13 protein-coding genes and 1 pseudogene are annotated in these 14,630 nt (G+C 65.7%); 6 read left to right on the plus strand and 8 right to left on the minus strand.

Annotation, left to right across the window (positions count from 1 at the left end; all coding sequences use genetic code 11):
* The first annotated feature begins 154 nt into the window (after nucleotides 1-154).
* Nucleotides 155-1,546 (plus strand): NAD(P)/FAD-dependent oxidoreductase, encoded by a 1,392-nt coding sequence (locus tag ABW18_RS14400; protein ID WP_049699650.1) that lies wholly within the window; start codon nucleotides 155-157, stop codon nucleotides 1,544-1,546.
* A gap of 470 nt (nucleotides 1,547-2,016) precedes the next feature.
* Here the strand turns inward: ABW18_RS14400 and ABW18_RS14405 are convergent, their stop codons facing one another.
* From ABW18_RS14405 to ABW18_RS14420, 4 genes are all read right to left on the minus strand, one after another.
* A complete protein-coding gene (locus ABW18_RS14405; protein WP_049699651.1) occupies nucleotides 2,017-3,324 on the minus strand; it encodes a PhoH family protein in 1,308 nt (435 codons plus the stop codon).
* A gap of 326 nt (nucleotides 3,325-3,650) precedes the next feature.
* On the minus strand, nucleotides 3,651-4,523 hold the full coding sequence (locus tag ABW18_RS14410) for an acyl-ACP desaturase (RefSeq protein WP_049699652.1): 873 nt from the start codon (nucleotides 4,521-4,523) through the stop codon (nucleotides 3,651-3,653).
* A gap of 75 nt (nucleotides 4,524-4,598) precedes the next feature.
* The gene (gene glyA, locus ABW18_RS14415) at nucleotides 4,599-5,876 is read right to left on the minus strand and encodes a serine hydroxymethyltransferase (RefSeq protein ID WP_049699822.1); all 1,278 of its coding nucleotides are present in this window, start codon (nucleotides 5,874-5,876) and stop codon (nucleotides 4,599-4,601) included.
* 55 nt (nucleotides 5,877-5,931) lie between these two features.
* Nucleotides 5,932-7,170 (minus strand): hypothetical protein, encoded by a 1,239-nt coding sequence (locus tag ABW18_RS14420; protein ID WP_049699653.1) that lies wholly within the window; start codon nucleotides 7,168-7,170, stop codon nucleotides 5,932-5,934.
* Between the two features lie 98 nt (nucleotides 7,171-7,268).
* Between ABW18_RS14420 and coaA the strand changes: the two genes are divergently transcribed.
* Nucleotides 7,269-8,210: a type I pantothenate kinase gene (coaA, locus tag ABW18_RS14425; protein ID WP_049699823.1), complete on the plus strand. Its 942-nt coding sequence runs from the start codon at nucleotides 7,269-7,271 to the stop codon at nucleotides 8,208-8,210.
* A gap of 119 nt (nucleotides 8,211-8,329) precedes the next feature.
* Here coaA and ABW18_RS14430 read toward each other — a convergent pair whose 3' ends face one another.
* Both ABW18_RS14430 and ABW18_RS14435 read right to left on the minus strand, forming a co-directional pair.
* Nucleotides 8,330-8,809: a carboxymuconolactone decarboxylase family protein gene (locus ABW18_RS14430; RefSeq protein WP_049699654.1), complete on the minus strand. Its 480-nt coding sequence runs from the start codon at nucleotides 8,807-8,809 to the stop codon at nucleotides 8,330-8,332.
* Nucleotides 8,806-9,579, minus strand: a complete 774-nt coding sequence (locus tag ABW18_RS14435) for an SDR family oxidoreductase (protein ID WP_049699824.1) — start codon at nucleotides 9,577-9,579, stop codon at nucleotides 8,806-8,808. Before ABW18_RS14435 ends, ABW18_RS14430 begins: the two co-directional genes overlap by 4 nt.
* Before the next feature lie 292 nt (nucleotides 9,580-9,871).
* Here ABW18_RS14435 and ABW18_RS23425 point away from each other — a divergent pair.
* Nucleotides 9,872-9,940, plus strand: a pseudogene (locus ABW18_RS23425) (hypothetical protein); the annotation flags it as partial.
* Between the two features lie 23 nt (nucleotides 9,941-9,963).
* On the plus strand, nucleotides 9,964-11,208 hold the full coding sequence (locus ABW18_RS14440; protein ID WP_331436521.1) for an aminotransferase-like domain-containing protein: 1,245 nt from the start codon (nucleotides 9,964-9,966) through the stop codon (nucleotides 11,206-11,208).
* Here ABW18_RS14440 and ABW18_RS14445 read toward each other — a convergent pair.
* Both ABW18_RS14445 and ABW18_RS14450 read right to left on the minus strand, forming a co-directional pair.
* Complete coding sequence (locus tag ABW18_RS14445) at nucleotides 11,175-11,957, minus strand: isoprenyl transferase (RefSeq protein ID WP_049699655.1); 783 nt, start codon at nucleotides 11,955-11,957, stop codon at nucleotides 11,175-11,177. The genes ABW18_RS14440 and ABW18_RS14445 overlap by 34 nt on opposite strands.
* Nucleotides 11,958-11,997: 40 nt before the next feature.
* Nucleotides 11,998-13,077, minus strand: a complete 1,080-nt coding sequence (locus ABW18_RS14450; RefSeq protein WP_049699656.1) for an ABC-2 transporter permease — start codon at nucleotides 13,075-13,077, stop codon at nucleotides 11,998-12,000.
* Nucleotides 13,078-13,164: 87 nt separating this feature from the next.
* Between ABW18_RS14450 and ABW18_RS14455 the strand changes: the two genes are divergently transcribed.
* On the plus strand, nucleotides 13,165-13,605 hold the full coding sequence (locus ABW18_RS14455) for a MarR family winged helix-turn-helix transcriptional regulator (RefSeq protein WP_049699657.1): 441 nt from the start codon (nucleotides 13,165-13,167) through the stop codon (nucleotides 13,603-13,605).
* Nucleotides 13,602-14,612: a TIGR03617 family F420-dependent LLM class oxidoreductase gene (locus tag ABW18_RS14460; RefSeq protein ID WP_049699658.1), complete on the plus strand. Its 1,011-nt coding sequence runs from the start codon at nucleotides 13,602-13,604 to the stop codon at nucleotides 14,610-14,612. The genes ABW18_RS14455 and ABW18_RS14460 overlap by 4 nt, the downstream gene beginning before the upstream one ends.
* The last annotated feature ends 18 nt before the right edge of the window (nucleotides 14,613-14,630 follow it).

Below are 14,630 nucleotides of genomic sequence, written 5' to 3' on the forward strand. Positions count from 1 at the left end.
CGACCGCCGACTGCGGCAAGCTCCCCCAAGCGGTTGCTAGACTGCCGAAATCCGATGTACTTGCCGAGAATCGTCACTGATTCCGCAGGTTTTCTCCATCTGAACGGACGCTTCTTAATCTGCTCGCAACATTCGGTGGCTTACGGTCTGTGGCATGCGCAATGGAGAAGTCTCGTTCTGGTATTCGACAATCGATCCCGTCCGGCGTCGTTCGCCCCTGGGTGGAGACCTCGACGTCGACATCGCCATCGTCGGCGGCGGGCTCACCGGTCTGTGGTCGGCGTACTACCTCCGTGAGGCGCTTCCGGACGCTCGCATCGTGGTGCTCGAGAAGGAGTTCTGCGGCTTCGGCGCATCCGGGCGCAATGGCGGCTGGTTGTCGGCAGAGGTGCCGGGTAACCGGTCGCACTATGCCGACATCGCCACGTCACGCGGCCGTGACGGCCTCGAAGCGAATCGTCGACTCACCGCCACCATGCGCTCAGGTGTCGACGAGGTACTCGCTCGCGTCGCCGCCGAACACATCGACTGCGACGCGGTGAAGTCGGGCGTGCTCCACATCGCGCGCTGTCCGGCGCAGGAGTCGCGACTGCGTGACGAGCTCGACGCCGAACATCATTTCGGCGCGAGCGACTGGGAGTACCTCGACGCCGACGCCGTCGCGGATCGACTCTCGATCCGCGGCGCGCAAGCGGCGATGTTCTCGCCGCAGTGCGCACGGGTGAATCCGATGAAACTCACCCGTGGCGTGGCCGACGCCGTCGAGCGCCGCGGGGTGGCGATTCACGAGGACACCGCCGTCGTCGAGATCAGCCCGCGATCGGTCCGCACCGACCGCGGGACCGTTCGTGCCGAGACCATCCTGGTCTGCCTCGAAGGCTTCACCGCGACCATGCCCGGGCGACACCGCGCACTACTCCCCCTCAACTCGTCGATGATCGTGACCGAGGTGCTCCCGGAGGCGATGTGGGACGAGATCGGTTGGGAGGGAGCAGAACTGCTCGGCGAGACGGCACACGCCTACACCTATTCGCAACGCACCGCCGACGGTCGAATCGCGCTCGGCGGACGCGGCGTGCCCTACCGATACGGCTCCGGTATCGACCATGACGGCGAAACCCAGGAGCGCACCGCGCAGTCACTGGTCGACGCCCTGCACGAGCTCTTCCCCGCGACCGTCGACGTCGAGATCGCGCACGCGTGGTGCGGCGTGCTCGGGGTGAGCCGCGACTGGTCGGCGTCGATCGACTTCGACCCGACAACGGGGATCGGCTCGGCATCCGGCTACGTCGGGTCCGGACTCACGACGACCAACGTCGCCGCCCGCACGCTACGCGACCTGGTCGTCGGAGAGCGGACAGAACTCACCGACCTGCCGTGGGTCGCGCACCACGCGAAGAAGTGGGAGCCCGAACCCCTGCGCTGGCTGGGCGTCGCGTCGATGTACGGCGCCTACCGCGCCGCGGACCGCCGAGAGCTGGCCTCGACGTCGCCGAAGTCGAATGTCATTGCCCGCGTGGCTGATCGGATCTCCGGGCGGGCGTAGGTGGTCGAGCCTTCCCCGCTGGTGAGTCGTCACCACTGGTCGAGCCCTAACCGCTGGTCGAGCTTTCCCCGCTGGTCGAGCTTGTCGAGACCACCCCACCGCTAGTCGAGCCCTAACCGCTGGTCGAGCTTTTCCCGCTGGTCGAGCTTGTCGAGACCACCTCGCTGCTAATCGGGCTTTCCCCGCTGGGCGAGCTTTCCCCGCTGGTCGAGCCCTAACCGCTGGTCGAGCTTGTCGAGACCACCTCACACCGCTCGAATCCCGGGCGCGCGCAAGTGGTCTCGACACGCCGCTCGTCCCTCGCGGCTGCTCGACCAGCGGAAGGCGCGCGGCCGTTCGCAGAGCGGAAGGCGGGCGGCCGTTCGACCAGCGGATGATGCGCGGAGGTGGTCTCTCCACGCCGCTCGTTCCTCGCGGCTGCTCGACCAGCGGATACCGCTGGTCGAGCTTGTCGAGACCACCTCCCGCGATCAGTACGTGGCGCCCGGGGCGAACTCCTCGAGCATGTCGGTGACGAGAGCGGCGATCGGCGAGCGCTCGCTGCGCGTCAGGGTCACGTGCGCGAACAGCGGATGCCCCTTCAGCTTCTCGATGACCGCGGCCACACCGTCGTGCCGTCCGACGCGCAGGTTGTCGCGCTGCGCGACGTCGTGGGTGAGCACCACCCGCGAGCCTGTGCCGAGTCGGGACAGCACCGTCAGCAGTACGTTGCGCTCCAAGGACTGCGCCTCGTCGACGATCACGAACGAGTCGTGCAGTGACCGACCGCGAATGTGCGTGAGCGGCAACACTTCCAGCATTCCGCGGCTCAGCACCTCTTCGATGACCTCCGGCGAAGCGAGGCCTTCGAGCGTGTCGAAGACCGCCTGCGCCCACGGCCCCATCTTCTCGGCCTCGCCGCCGGGCAGATAGCCGAGCTGCTGGCCGCCGACCGCGTACAGCGGACGGAACACGACGACCTTGCGCTGCGTCCGACGTTCGAGCACGGCTTCGAGGCCCGCGCACAGCGCGAGCGCCGACTTTCCGGTACCCGCCTTGCCGCCGAGGGACACGATGCCGACGCTGTCGTCGAGGAGCAGGTCGAGGGCAACCCGCTGCTCAGCCGAACGCCCGTGCAGCCCGAATGCCTCACGGTCGCCCCGGACCAGCTGGACCTGCTTGGCCTCGTTGACCCGGCCCAGTGCACTCGACGAGCCGTGGCCCAACAGCCGAACTCCCGTGTGGCACGGCAGTTCTCGTGCAGCGTCGAGGTCGACGACTCCGTCGGAGAACAGCGTGTCGATGACGAGCTGGTCGACGTTGAGCTCCGCCATGCCCGACCATCCGGAGACCACGACGTCCTGTGCGTGGTACTCGTCGGCGTCGAGTCCGACGGCGCCCGCCTTGACGCGCAGCGGCGTGTCCTTGGACACCAGCGTGACGTCTTTGCCCTCGGCGCGCAGGTTGAGCGCGCACGCGAGGATGCGGGAGTCGTTGCTGTCGGTGCGGAATCCGGCGGGCAACACCGCGGGATCGGTGTGGTTGAGCTCGACCTGCAGGGTGCCGCCCTCGTCGCCGATCGGCAGCGGGACGTCGAGTCGACCGTGCTCGAGTCGCAGGTCGTCGAGCAATCTCAATGCCTCACGTGCAAACCATCCAAGCTCGTGGTGGTGACGTTTGCCCTCGAGTTCGCTGATGACGACCAACGGCAAGATGACGTGGTGTTCAGCGAATCGTGTGACTGCCCAGGGATCTGAGAGCAGCACGGAGGTGTCGAGGACGTAGGTGCGTGTGGTCACGTGGGCTCCTACGTTTGTGCGGCACCCGCACAAACCAGTTCTTCGATGACCGGCTGGTTCTTGTCCTTTTCTCGGCGTCAGCCGAGATGGACGAGGACCGGGGCCGGCCCCCTCGTGCTGCTGGTGCAACCCACGATGTGAACCTCCCGGACGAACCGCTTCCCCGCGGCCCGTCACTGGTCAACGTACGCGGATGGCGCCGTTCCGGCGCGCCGTAACCGGGTGTGTCTACGTGAAATATGCGTAAACGGACGTATCGTCGAACCACGACGCGCAGAAGCGATGCCGTGGTGACGATACGCCCGTCAGCAGGGAAAATGCGTCGGTCAGCGACCGGCGCGAGCGAGGATTCTGGCCTTGGCCGCTGCGGCCTCGTCGTTCAGACCGTCGACACTTTCGAGCTTCAACTGATCGACGATCGACGCCGCGATCGCGTCGATCGTGCTCTCGTCCTGGTAGTCGGCGATCAAGGCGCGCTGCTCGTCGAAGTCGACGACGTCGAATCCGATCGGTTCGTCGAGTCCGCGTGCGAGCGCCTTGTCGAGCGCGATCACGGCCGTGTCCTGGTCGGCGACGAGTCCCGCGCCGAGGAGGTTGACGAAGGTGCGCGACGACACCTCGTCGTCACCTGCGACCTTGTGCAGGATCTGCCCGAGGATGTCGTCGGTGACCGACGCCTGCATCTTGCCGATGAACTTCACGCTCTGCGCCTCGTGCACCGCCATGAGTGCCAGGACGTCGAGTGGCTTGAGTTCGTCGACCTGCGCCTCGTTCTGGCGGTAACCGGCGGTGACGTGGACTCGACGACGCTCCTCGGCGTCGACCGGGTCGATCGCTCGCCGGACCACCAGGTAGTCGCGCAGGACCACCGCGTGGCGGTTGTCCTCGGCCGTCCACACGCCGACGAGCTGACGCCAGTCGGAGAACGCCGGGAAGTACTTGGCGAGGATGCGGTGGTACGACGGCAGGTTGTCCTTGGTGAGGAGCAACGCCAGCAGCGCGGCCGCGGTCTCGTCGGACAGCGTCTGCTGCGACGGGTCCCAGTCGTCTCCGCCCATGAAGGCGAAATTGCGACCGTCATCCCACGGCACGTACTCGTGCGGATTCCACGCAGCAGAAGCGAGCTGGTGATCCTCGGCCACCTCGGGGAGGGCCTTCTCCAGCGCGATGATCAGTTCGTCTTCGCTCAGTACGTTCACCGCGCCAAGGATACGGATGCGTAGGTGGCGATTTCAAACCGCCCCGACCATCTCGATGCTGGCCAGATGTCCAGGTCAGACCCGGCTCATCAGTCCCCACTGCTCGAGGCCGTCGTACAGCGGGAAGTCGAGTGCGAGGCGCGAGACCCGGCCACGCAGCGCAGACACATCAGCATCAGGCCCTGCTGCGAGCGCGGTGGCGATGATGTCGGCGACCTCGCTGAACTGCTCGTCGCCGAAGCCGCGGGTCGCGAGTGCGGGGGTACCGATCCGCAGGCCGGAGGTGACCATCGGCGGGCGAGGATCGAACGGCACCGCATTGCGGTTGACCGTGATGCCCACCTCGTGGAGGAGGTCTTCTGCCTGCTGACCGTCGAGCGTGCTGTTGCGCAGGTCGACCAGGACCAGGTGGACGTCGGTGCCGCCGGTGAGCACCGAGACACCCGACTTCTCGACGTCGGAGCCGGTCAGCCGCTCGGCGAGGATCTTGGCGCCCGAGAGCGTCCGACGCTGCCGATCGGCGAACTCTTCGGTGCCGGCGATCTTGAGTGCGACGGCCTTGCCCGCGATGGCGTGCATGAGCGGTCCGCCCTGCTGCCCGGGGAACACCGCCGAGTTGAGCTTCTTGGCCCACTCCTGCTTGGCCAGGATGATGCCCGAGCGCGGTCCGCCGAGGGTCTTGTGCACCGTCGACGAGACGACGTCCGACGCAGGCACCGGGTTGGGGTGCAGGCCGGCCGCGACGAGTCCGGCGAAGTGAGCCATGTCGGTCCACAGATACGCGCCGACCTCGTCAGCGATCGACCGGAAGGCGTCGAAGTCCAGGGTTCGCGGGTATGCCGACCATCCGGCCACGATCACCTTGGGCTGCACGTCGAGGGCGATCTTGCGCACCTCGTCCATGTCGATGCGGAAATCTTCTTTGCTGACGCCGTAGAAGTGGTTCTCATAGAGCTTGCCCGAGAAGTTCAGACGCATGCCGTGGGTGAGGTGGCCGCCGTGCGCGAGGTCGAGGCCCAGTAGCCGCTCCCCCGGGTTCATCAGCGCCATGAGGACCGCGGCGTTGGCCTGCGCACCCGAATGCGGCTGAACGTTGGCGAAGTCGGCTCCGAAGAGCTCCTTCGCGCGGTTGCGTGCGATGTCCTCGACGACGTCGACGTATTCGCAGCCACCGTAGTAGCGGCGGCCCGGATATCCCTCGGCGTACTTGTTGGTCAGGACGCTGCCCTGTGCCTGCAGCACGGCACGCGGAACGAAGTTTTCCGAGGCGATCATCTCGAGTGTGTCGCGCTGGCGGCTCAGTTCGCCGTTCATCGCGGCCGCCACGTCGGGATCGACCTCTGCCAGGGACATCGAGTTCAGGCTCGCGGTGTTCGCGGAGATGGGATTCTCGCTCATGGCGACCAGTCTATTGGCCCAGTTCGGCACGCAGCAGAGCTGGGGTCAGGGGTTCGTCGAGAAGGCGTCCGAATCGCGCGAGACGCGCATCCTGCGGCACCTGCTCGAGCCACTCCCCCAGGAGCCGATACCCCTCGACATAGGTGGAGATGTACGCGCGCCACAGCGGCGACGTCAGGAATCGCAGCATCTGTCGCGCCCGCTCCGACGGCGCGAGCAGCCACCGTTGCAGAAAGCCCGCGACGACGTCGGCGTCGAGGTGCGCATCGTGCAGCATGAGCGCGGCGTCCTGGCGCACGGTCAGCAGACCCGACGACGCCGCGCCCACCCGCTGTGCGCGCTCGCCGTCGAATCGCAGTCCGAGGTCGGCGTAGATCTCCTGCGCCCACAGTCCCCAGTTGTCGCCGATGGCCGCGTGCAGCGCGTGGTCGGCAAGCCCCTCGGCCATCAGGCACTGCGGCGTGTTGACCAGGAAGATGGTCTGCTCGGTCTGCCCACCGCCGACGAGGATCTGCTCCTTTCTGCAGTGCTCGGTGTGGTGACCGGGGTACGCCTCGTGTGCGATGAGATGCGGCAGCGACGACATGTACTGCGTGAGGTCGGCATTGATGGCCACCCGCGACCGATAGTTGCCGAGGTAGTAGTTGAAGCCCGACCAGGGCTTGTCGGTCACCACCTCGAATTCGACGATCTCGTTGTCCGCCAACGGGAAAACGTCGCGAACCCTTTCCCGCAGTGCACCGCTGAAGGCACGCACGCATTCGTCGACGCGCTCGGGTGGAATCTCGTCGGCGCGACGATACGTCGCATAGGCGTCGCTGAGCGCGGGCCCGGTAGCGTCGGGCACTCCGAGCGCAGAAGCCAACTCGCCGTGCGCCTTTCGATAGTCGTCGGTGTCGGCGGGCGCGATGTCGACGTCGAAGTAGGCACGCACCTCGTCGACGAATCCGATGGACTCGCCGGCGAATTTGCGTGCAGAACATTCCAGTGCGCGCAGGTGCGCGTCGACGAACGCTGCCCGATCGGGGGTGAGACCGGCGGGGAGTTCGGATCGCAGACCGCGCGCACGGTCGGCCAGCGCGGCGGGTTCGGGGGCCGGACCGCCCGCGACCTCTGCGCGCAGTGCGGGGTCGCCGGTGTAGGCGTCGACGAAGCCCTCTTCGAGACGGTCGAAGGCGAGGCCGAGCCGTAAATAGTCGGTGACCAGATCCGTATCGGGGGTTGCCGAACCGCTGTACGCCGTTGCCATGGTGGAAGGCTACCGACAGCGGCGTCGACGCGTCCTTCTAAGCTGTAGGCCATGACGACGAGGTGCGACCCGCGATCGCCGATGGGACGAGCCCTCTGATGGCGCGCGACACCACCGGCCGCGATCCCAGTCTTTATCTGGAACTCGATCGCAAGCAATGGCGTGACCTGCGTGAATCCATGCCGATGGTGCTCAATGAGAACGAGCTCGACCAGCTCGTCGGTATGGGCGAGAACGTCGACCTCCAAGAAGTCGCCGAGGTGTATCTCCCGCTGTCGCGACTCATCCACCTACAGGTCGCCGCGAGGCAGCGTCTGTTCGCAGCGACGTCGACCTTCCTCGGCGATCGGCAGACCACCAAGCAGGTGCCGTTCGTCATCGGGATCGCGGGCAGCGTCGCCGTCGGAAAGTCGACGACCGCCCGCATCATGGCAGCGCTCCTGGCCCGCTGGGAGTCGCACCCGAAGGTCGACCTCGTCACCACCGACGGTTTCCTGCTACCCACGCGTGAGCTCGAACGTCGAGGCATCATGCACCGCAAGGGATTTCCCGAATCCTACGATCGCAGGGGACTGCTCCGCTTCGTCACCGAGGTCAAGTCGGGGGCCCGCGAGGTGACAGCCCCGGTCTATTCGCACCTCACCTACGACATCGTCCCCGACGTCATGCACTACGTGCACCAGCCCGACATCCTCATTCTCGAAGGCCTCAACGTGCTGCAGACAGGTCCGACGCTGATGGTGTCGGACCTGTTCGACTTCTCCATCTACGTCGACGCCAAGACCGCCGACATCGAGAACTGGTACATCTCACGATTCCTGCAGATGCGGTCGACGTCGTTCGCCGACCCCAACTCGCACTTCCACCACTACTCGTCACTGACCGACGACCAGGCGCGCGCCGCCGCCCGCGACATCTGGACGTCGATCAATCTGCCCAATCTGCGGGAGAACATCCTCCCCACCCGCCCGCGCGCAACTCTGGTGCTGCGCAAGGACTCCGACCACTCGATCAACCGGGTCCGGCTGCGCAAGTTGTGAGTTCGCGGTTGCGCGAGTTGTAAGTGCCTGCGCGAGGATGTGTGTCGAATCGAAAGAAGTGGGTGCTGCAGCACCCACTTCTTTAAGTTCGACACACATTCAGCCTCGGGTCGGCGGCGCTATTTACGCTCGTCGGCCTCGTACGGGTATTTCGACGTGATGGCGACGCGGTTCCACGCGTTGATCATCACGATCGACGCGACGACCTGGCCGAGCTCCACCTCGTCGAACACCGCCCGTGCACGCTCGAACGCGTCGTCGGGAACTCCCTCTTCGCCGATTCTGGTCACGTATTCGGTCAGTTCGAGGGCTGATCGCTGCCGCTCGTCGAAATGGTTGAAGGCCTCGTGCCAGACCGGGATCAGACCGATGACCATGGGGTCGATTCCCATCGCGAGCGCATCGGCGATATGCATGCGCAGGCAGTAGGCACACCCGTTGAGCTGTGATGCGCGGATCTTGATGAGCTCGATCAGCTCGGGCTCGAGACCCTCCGACGACGCAAGCTGCAATGCGATGAGCGCCTTGTAGACGTTCGGATTCTGCTCGAGCATCGAGAGCCTGCGCGTGGTGGCGGTTTCTTGTGCTGTGGTGGTCATCGATTGACCCTTTCTGTAGTGGGTGGAGTTGTTTCGAGCCACTCGTCGAATGTGGTCGAGGTCTTGTCGAATGCCCCGCGCGGCATGAGTCCGCCGTCGCGAAACGCTTTCCCGCCGAACGGGACTGCCACAACCCATCGTGGTGATCCGTCGCGCCGAGCAACCGCGCGTGCAAGATCGACGAGATCGTGCTGCCCGGGTCCTGCGATCTGCCGGTCCGATGGGTCGTCGGACAGAACAGCGTCTGCGATCAGTCCTGCGGCGTCGACGGCGGCCAGTGGGCGGCACACCATGCGCGGAGCCATGGCGATCGGACCGAGTCGTGCGCGGGTGAGCATCTGACCGGCTAGTTCGTACCACTGGGCCGATCGGATGATCTGCAGATGCCCGGCGTCGACGTTGTCGGCGTAGGTCTGCTCCTGCGCAGCCTTCCCTTGGTAATAGCCGAATTTCGCATTCACCGCCGGATCTGCGGCATTGATGATCGACACGCACACGACTCGTTGCACACCCGCCGCTGCGGCGGCTTCGGCGATGGTGCGCGCAACCGTCGAGAAGAAGTCGACGGCTTTCGAACCGCGCGTCGTCATCACGTTGGTGCAGTCGATCACCGTGTCGGCACCCGCGCACGCCTCCCGCACGCCGGTTCCCGCATACGCGTCTACTCCCGACGACCGTTGCGCGCGAACCACTTTCTCGCCTCGCCGTTCGAGATCGTCGGCGAGAAGCGCACCGATCTCACCGCTCGCTCCGAACACCACCGTCGTCATCGGCTCCACTTCCTCTCGGATCGTCTGCCTTCTCGGAACGCAACACCGTCAACGCTAGTGGCAGATTGATCCAGAAATGAGGTTCAATCGAGACATATTCTTGTGCGTCAATCCAGGAGGCGTGATGACAGGTGATCGATGGTCTGCGCTCGCCGAGCGACTCGGGACCGACCTCTATCTCGATCTGCAGCCCGATCCGAACGCACCCACTCGAGGCCGTAGCGCGCAACTACGCTCGCGGCTCGCCGACGAATTGCGCAGCGCAATCGCAGATGGTCGCCTCACACCCGGCATGCGCCTGCCTCCCTACCGATCGCTCGCGGCCGACCTCGGCCTCGCTCGCGGGACAGTCTCCTCGGTGTATTCCGAACTGATCGCAGAAGGTTGGCTGACCGCGCGGCAGGGCGCGCGCACCACGGTCGCACCGGCACCACCGTCGCAACGGGTTTCGGGTCGCCGGGTTCTGCCGGCCTCCCACCCGCAACCGTCGTGTCCGCACCGCGCGTCGCACATGACTTCTCCCTCGGCCAGCCCAACACGTCGCAGTTCCCGCGTACCGCATGGACCAGGTCGATGCGGCGGGCGATCTCGACAGCCGACGACTCCGCGTTCGGTCCGACGCCGCCCAACGGCAGTGAACGCCTACGCCTCGCGCTCGCCGGCTACCTCGCCCGCGCACGTGGCGTTCGTGCTCATCCCGACCAGATCGTACTGACCACGTCGGTTCTGTCGGCGTTGAATCTTCTGGCACGCACTCTCTTTCGTGAATCCGTCGCGGCGGAGGCGTACGGCCTACCCTTCTTTCGAGACCCGTTCACCCGGCGCGGTGCACTCGTGTCACCGATTCCGGTCGATCACGACGGCGCTGACGTGACAGCGCTGGCCGACCTTGCCGTCACACCCCAGGCCGTCCTGCTCACCCCAAGCCACCAGTCCCCGATCGGGGTGCCACTTGCTCCACAGCGTCGAGCGGCGGCCATCGAATGGGCAAGGGCGACAGACGCATTCCTGATCGAAGACGACTACGACGGCGAACTGCGCTACGACCGCGAGCCCGTAGGCGCGATGCAGGCACTCGCTCCCGATCACATCATCTACACGGGATCGGTCAGCAAGAGTTTGTCCCCATCGATACGCATCGGTTGGCTGGTCCTGCCACCGGAGTTGGTCTCAACTGTGATGTGGGCCAAGGGAATGCGGGAAACAGATGCGAGCATCGTCGATCAGCTCGCATTGGCCGACATGATCGAAACCGGCTCGTACGACAAGCACATCCGAAGCAGTCGGCAGTTCTATCGACACCGCAGGCAGGCGCTGATCGAGCGACTGCACGCGCACAGGATCGCGACCATGGGTATCTCCGCCGGCCTGCACGCGGTGTTACCCGTTCCCGTCGACGTCGAGGCGTCTGTGCTCGCGGCAACCCACGAGCGGGGTTTCTCGCTCGGCGGGCTCGACGCCCTACGGCATCCGGACGCCCCGCGGCTTCACGACGCGCGTGGTGAGCCCACAGGAGGAATCCTCGTCGGCTTCGGCACGCCGCCGGTCTCGACATTCGACGCCGACGTCACGGCGCTCATCGATCTACTCGAAGATCATTTGCCGAATCGTCGACTGCGCGCGGAGTAGTCGCGCAGCGCACGCAGGAAGTCGACGCGACGGAATTCTGGCCAGTAGGCGTCGGTGAACCAGATCTCCGAATAGGCGCTCTGCCACAGCAGGAACCCGGACAACCGCTGCTCCCCCGACGTCCTGATGACCAGATCGGGGTCGGGCTGTCCCTTGGTGTACAGGTTGCGGTCGATCGCTTCGACGGTGACGGCGTCGACGAGTTCGTCGACGGTCGCGCCGGCGTCGGCCTTCTCCACGAGCACCGCACGCACGGCGTCGGCGATCTCCTGTCGGCCCCCGTACCCGACGGCCACGTTGACGTTCATGCCCGACCTGTCGAGGGTCCGTTCGGCGGCGGCGCGCAGACGCTGCGCCGCGGCCTCGGGGAGCTGATCGAGGGTTCCGACGATGCGCACCCGCCAGTGCCCGTCCGGGGTGGCGATCTCGTCGACGATGTCGGGCACGATCTCCATCAGCGCGTCGAGTTCGTCAGAGGCGCGCTGCAGATTCTCGGTGGAGAGCAGATAGATGGTGACCGTCTCGATGCCCAGCTCGGCGCACCACTCGAGCATCTCGGCGATGCGCTGTGCGCCCACCCGATGCCCGTGACTGACGTCTTCGAAGCCCGCCTCGCGAGCCCATCGTCGATTGCCGTCGCAGATGATCGCCACGTGCTGGGGCAATCGGTTCTCGTCCGTCAACTGGATCAGCCGCCGCTCGTACACGGAGAGCATCGGCCGACGCAGACGATCGGGTAGGAGTTTCATCGCGAACCAGATTAGACCTCACCTGTAAGGGCACACTGAATCAGGCCACGACATCCTCGGCGAGTTCTTCGGTCTCCTCGTCGGTGAGCTGGTCACGCTCGTGACGCCCGCCAGCGGCAGGACTCGCCTCTGCCGCACCTTGAGCGAGGTTCCGATGGTCCCGCAGGGCAACGATCCCGACCAGCGCAGCGCCGACGACCAGCCAGCCGATGATCTTGCCGATGTCACCCGCACTGGACACCTCGGGGAAGTAGGCAAGATTGCGCGACGCCTCGTTCAGGCCTGCGCCGATCCAGAAGTCGTGCAGGACGGCGAAGAACTTCGGTTGCAGAGCAGGCGCGAACACGCCGCCGCTGGTCGTGAAGTTCAACCCGACGAAGATCGTGACCATCGCCAGCGTCGTGAATCGACCGATGAACGGGTGCAGTCCGATCGCGAACAGCATGGTCGCCAGCGCGTAGAGGATCGACAGCCCGAAGATCTGCCACTGCGCACCCGGCAGGGCGTCGAATACCCACACGGCAATCGCCGTGGTCACCGCGGCAGAGATCACCGAGCACACCGCAGCAAACCCGAGGCGCACGCGAATCCTGCGCCCGCCCGCGGCGACGGCGATCGCGATTCCGCATCCGTACGAGCCGACGGTGAGCGCCACAAGGAAGAAGAAGATGCTCTGCCCGGACGGATCGCGCTGCGGATCGGCCTGCACGACGTCGACGATCTTCAATGGTTGGTCCTTGGCGATCGTGATGCCGTTGAAGATCCGTTCGACCGTCACCGCTGTGGGATCCGACGCCGCCGTCGACACATAGAGGACAGGCGTGTCGGCCTTCGGTTCGAAGGCCGCCGCGATCTCTCGGTGCTCGATGGCCTCGCGCGCCTCATCGGCAGTGGCGACGGTCCGGATCGAAACGTGGTCGCCGAGTTGTTGCTGCAGAGTCTGTGCGGCCACCTGAGTCGAGGTACTGGCACCGACCACATCGATACGCAGATCGTGCGGATCGGGCTTGTGGAATCCCCCGAGATAGGCGAGTGCCATGACGGCACCGATCACGAGCGGAACGGCGACATGCGACGCGATGGTCTTGATCGACAACGCATGGGTGGGAGCAGCGGACATCGATTACCTTCTGGGCTAGTCGAGAACATAGATCGTTCACCAGGAACGGTTGCAGAATGCAACTTGGATAGGTTGTAATATACAACTATGGCTTCACCCGAGCAACCCGATGCCGCCGAAGTCGTCGGGCAGGAATTGGTCACGCTGTCGCGGCGCCTGCGCAACGGTGCCCGCGACATCTACGCCGAGGGCGGCCTGACCTTTGTCGAGTTCTCCCTCCTCGCATTGATCTCGGACAACCCGGGCATCAACGCGGCGTCGCTGGCTCGGGCGGCCAACATCGACAAGTCGACGGCCAGCCGCCAGCTCGGCGAACTCCGTCGCCGCGGTCTGCTGCGCCGCACGCAGGACGCGACGTCGTCGAGGTCGCAATCGTTGGAGGTGACCCAGGAGGCTCTCGACACCCTGGGCGAGATCCGACGACGCAGTGGCGACGCCATCGCGCGCAGGCTCGACGCGTGGACGCAGGACGATCTCGAACTGTTCGCGACGCTGTTGCGCCGCTACAACGACGCCGACGCGACATGACCCCGATAGCCGTGACGACCGCCCTGTTCGAGCCGACGGGCGCAGCGCAGCGTGCCACCGACCTCGCCCGCGCGGGCGCAGCGGGGGTGTTCACCTTCGAGGGTCCGCACGATGTGTTCACGCCGCTCGTCGTTGCGGCGTCGGTGCCGGAATTGACCCTGCTGACCAACGTCGCAATTGCCTTCCCGCGCAACCCGATTCACCTCGCACACGCGGCCAACGATCTTCAGTTGCTCTCCGGCGGCAGATTTCGACTCGGCCTGGGAACGCAGATACGCCCGCAGATCGAGAAGCGGTTCGGCGCTGACTTCGACGACCCGGTTGGCCGCATGGCCGACAAGGTCGGCGCCATCAACGCCATCTTCGATGCGTGGGAGACCGGAGCCCCGCTGCGCTACGAGGGGGCCTATCACCGTCACACCTTGATGACGCCCACCTTCAATCCCGGCCCCAACCCGTTCGGTCGGCCGCCGGTGTTCGTCGGCGCACTCGGGCCGTTGATGACCCGCGCCGCGGCAAAGCACGCCGACGGATTGTTGGTGATGCCGTTTTCCACCGCCGACTTTCTGGCGTCGACAACCGTCCCGAACATTCGACGCGGTCTCGCCGCACGCGATCACGGCCGCGGCTTCACCGTGATCCCCGAGGTGATCGTGTCGGTGGGCACCGACCACACCGCCGCTCGACGACTCCTCGCCTTCTACGGCTCGACGCCCGCCTACCGGCCCGTCCTCGCCGCGCACGGTGCCGAGCATCTGCAGCCCGAACTCAATGCGTTGTCGAAGCAGGGGCGGTGGGCTGAGATGGCCGACCTCGTCGACGACGAGCTGCTGCACACGATTGCCGCTGTCGGTAGTCCCGCAGACGTCGCCCAGCAGATCCGCGCCCGTGTCGGCGCGTTCGACGCGTTGCGCGATCTGGACGTCCGCGTCGACGAAGTGTGTATCTATCAGCCGACACCTATCGACGTCGACCAGCTCGCGGCGGTCATCGCCGCCCTCGGCTAACAGCATTCTCACACGAAG

Origin of the sequence: Gordonia jacobaea (assembly GCF_001186365.1) — a bacterium.
Taxonomy (GTDB): Bacteria; Actinomycetota; Actinomycetes; order Mycobacteriales; family Mycobacteriaceae; genus Gordonia; species Gordonia jacobaea.

What these genes read in the sequence shown, in the direction of transcription:
- ABW18_RS14400 (WP_049699650.1), top strand. Translation starts at nt 155, where the DNA reads ATGCGCAATGGAGAAGTCTCGTTCTGGTATTCGACAATCGATCCCGTC.
- glyA (WP_049699822.1), bottom strand. Translation starts at nt 5,876, where the DNA reads ATGTCCCTGGCAGAGGTCGATCCCGACGTGGCGGCCGCGATGAACGGC.
- ABW18_RS14420 (WP_049699653.1), bottom strand. Translation starts at nt 7,170, where the DNA reads ATGGCAACGGCGTACAGCGGTTCGGCAACCCCCGATACGGATCTGGTC.
- coaA (WP_049699823.1), top strand. Translation starts at nt 7,269, where the DNA reads ATGGCGCGCGACACCACCGGCCGCGATCCCAGTCTTTATCTGGAACTC.
- ABW18_RS14430 (WP_049699654.1), bottom strand. Translation starts at nt 8,809, where the DNA reads ATGACCACCACAGCACAAGAAACCGCCACCACGCGCAGGCTCTCGATG.
- ABW18_RS14435 (WP_049699824.1), bottom strand. Translation starts at nt 9,579, where the DNA reads ATGACGACGGTGGTGTTCGGAGCGAGCGGTGAGATCGGTGCGCTTCTC.
- ABW18_RS14445 (WP_049699655.1), bottom strand. Translation starts at nt 11,957, where the DNA reads ATGAAACTCCTACCCGATCGTCTGCGTCGGCCGATGCTCTCCGTGTAC.
- ABW18_RS14450 (WP_049699656.1), bottom strand. Translation starts at nt 13,077, where the DNA reads ATGTCCGCTGCTCCCACCCATGCGTTGTCGATCAAGACCATCGCGTCG.
- ABW18_RS14455 (WP_049699657.1), top strand. Translation starts at nt 13,165, where the DNA reads ATGGCTTCACCCGAGCAACCCGATGCCGCCGAAGTCGTCGGGCAGGAA.
- ABW18_RS14460 (WP_049699658.1), top strand. Translation starts at nt 13,602, where the DNA reads ATGACCCCGATAGCCGTGACGACCGCCCTGTTCGAGCCGACGGGCGCA.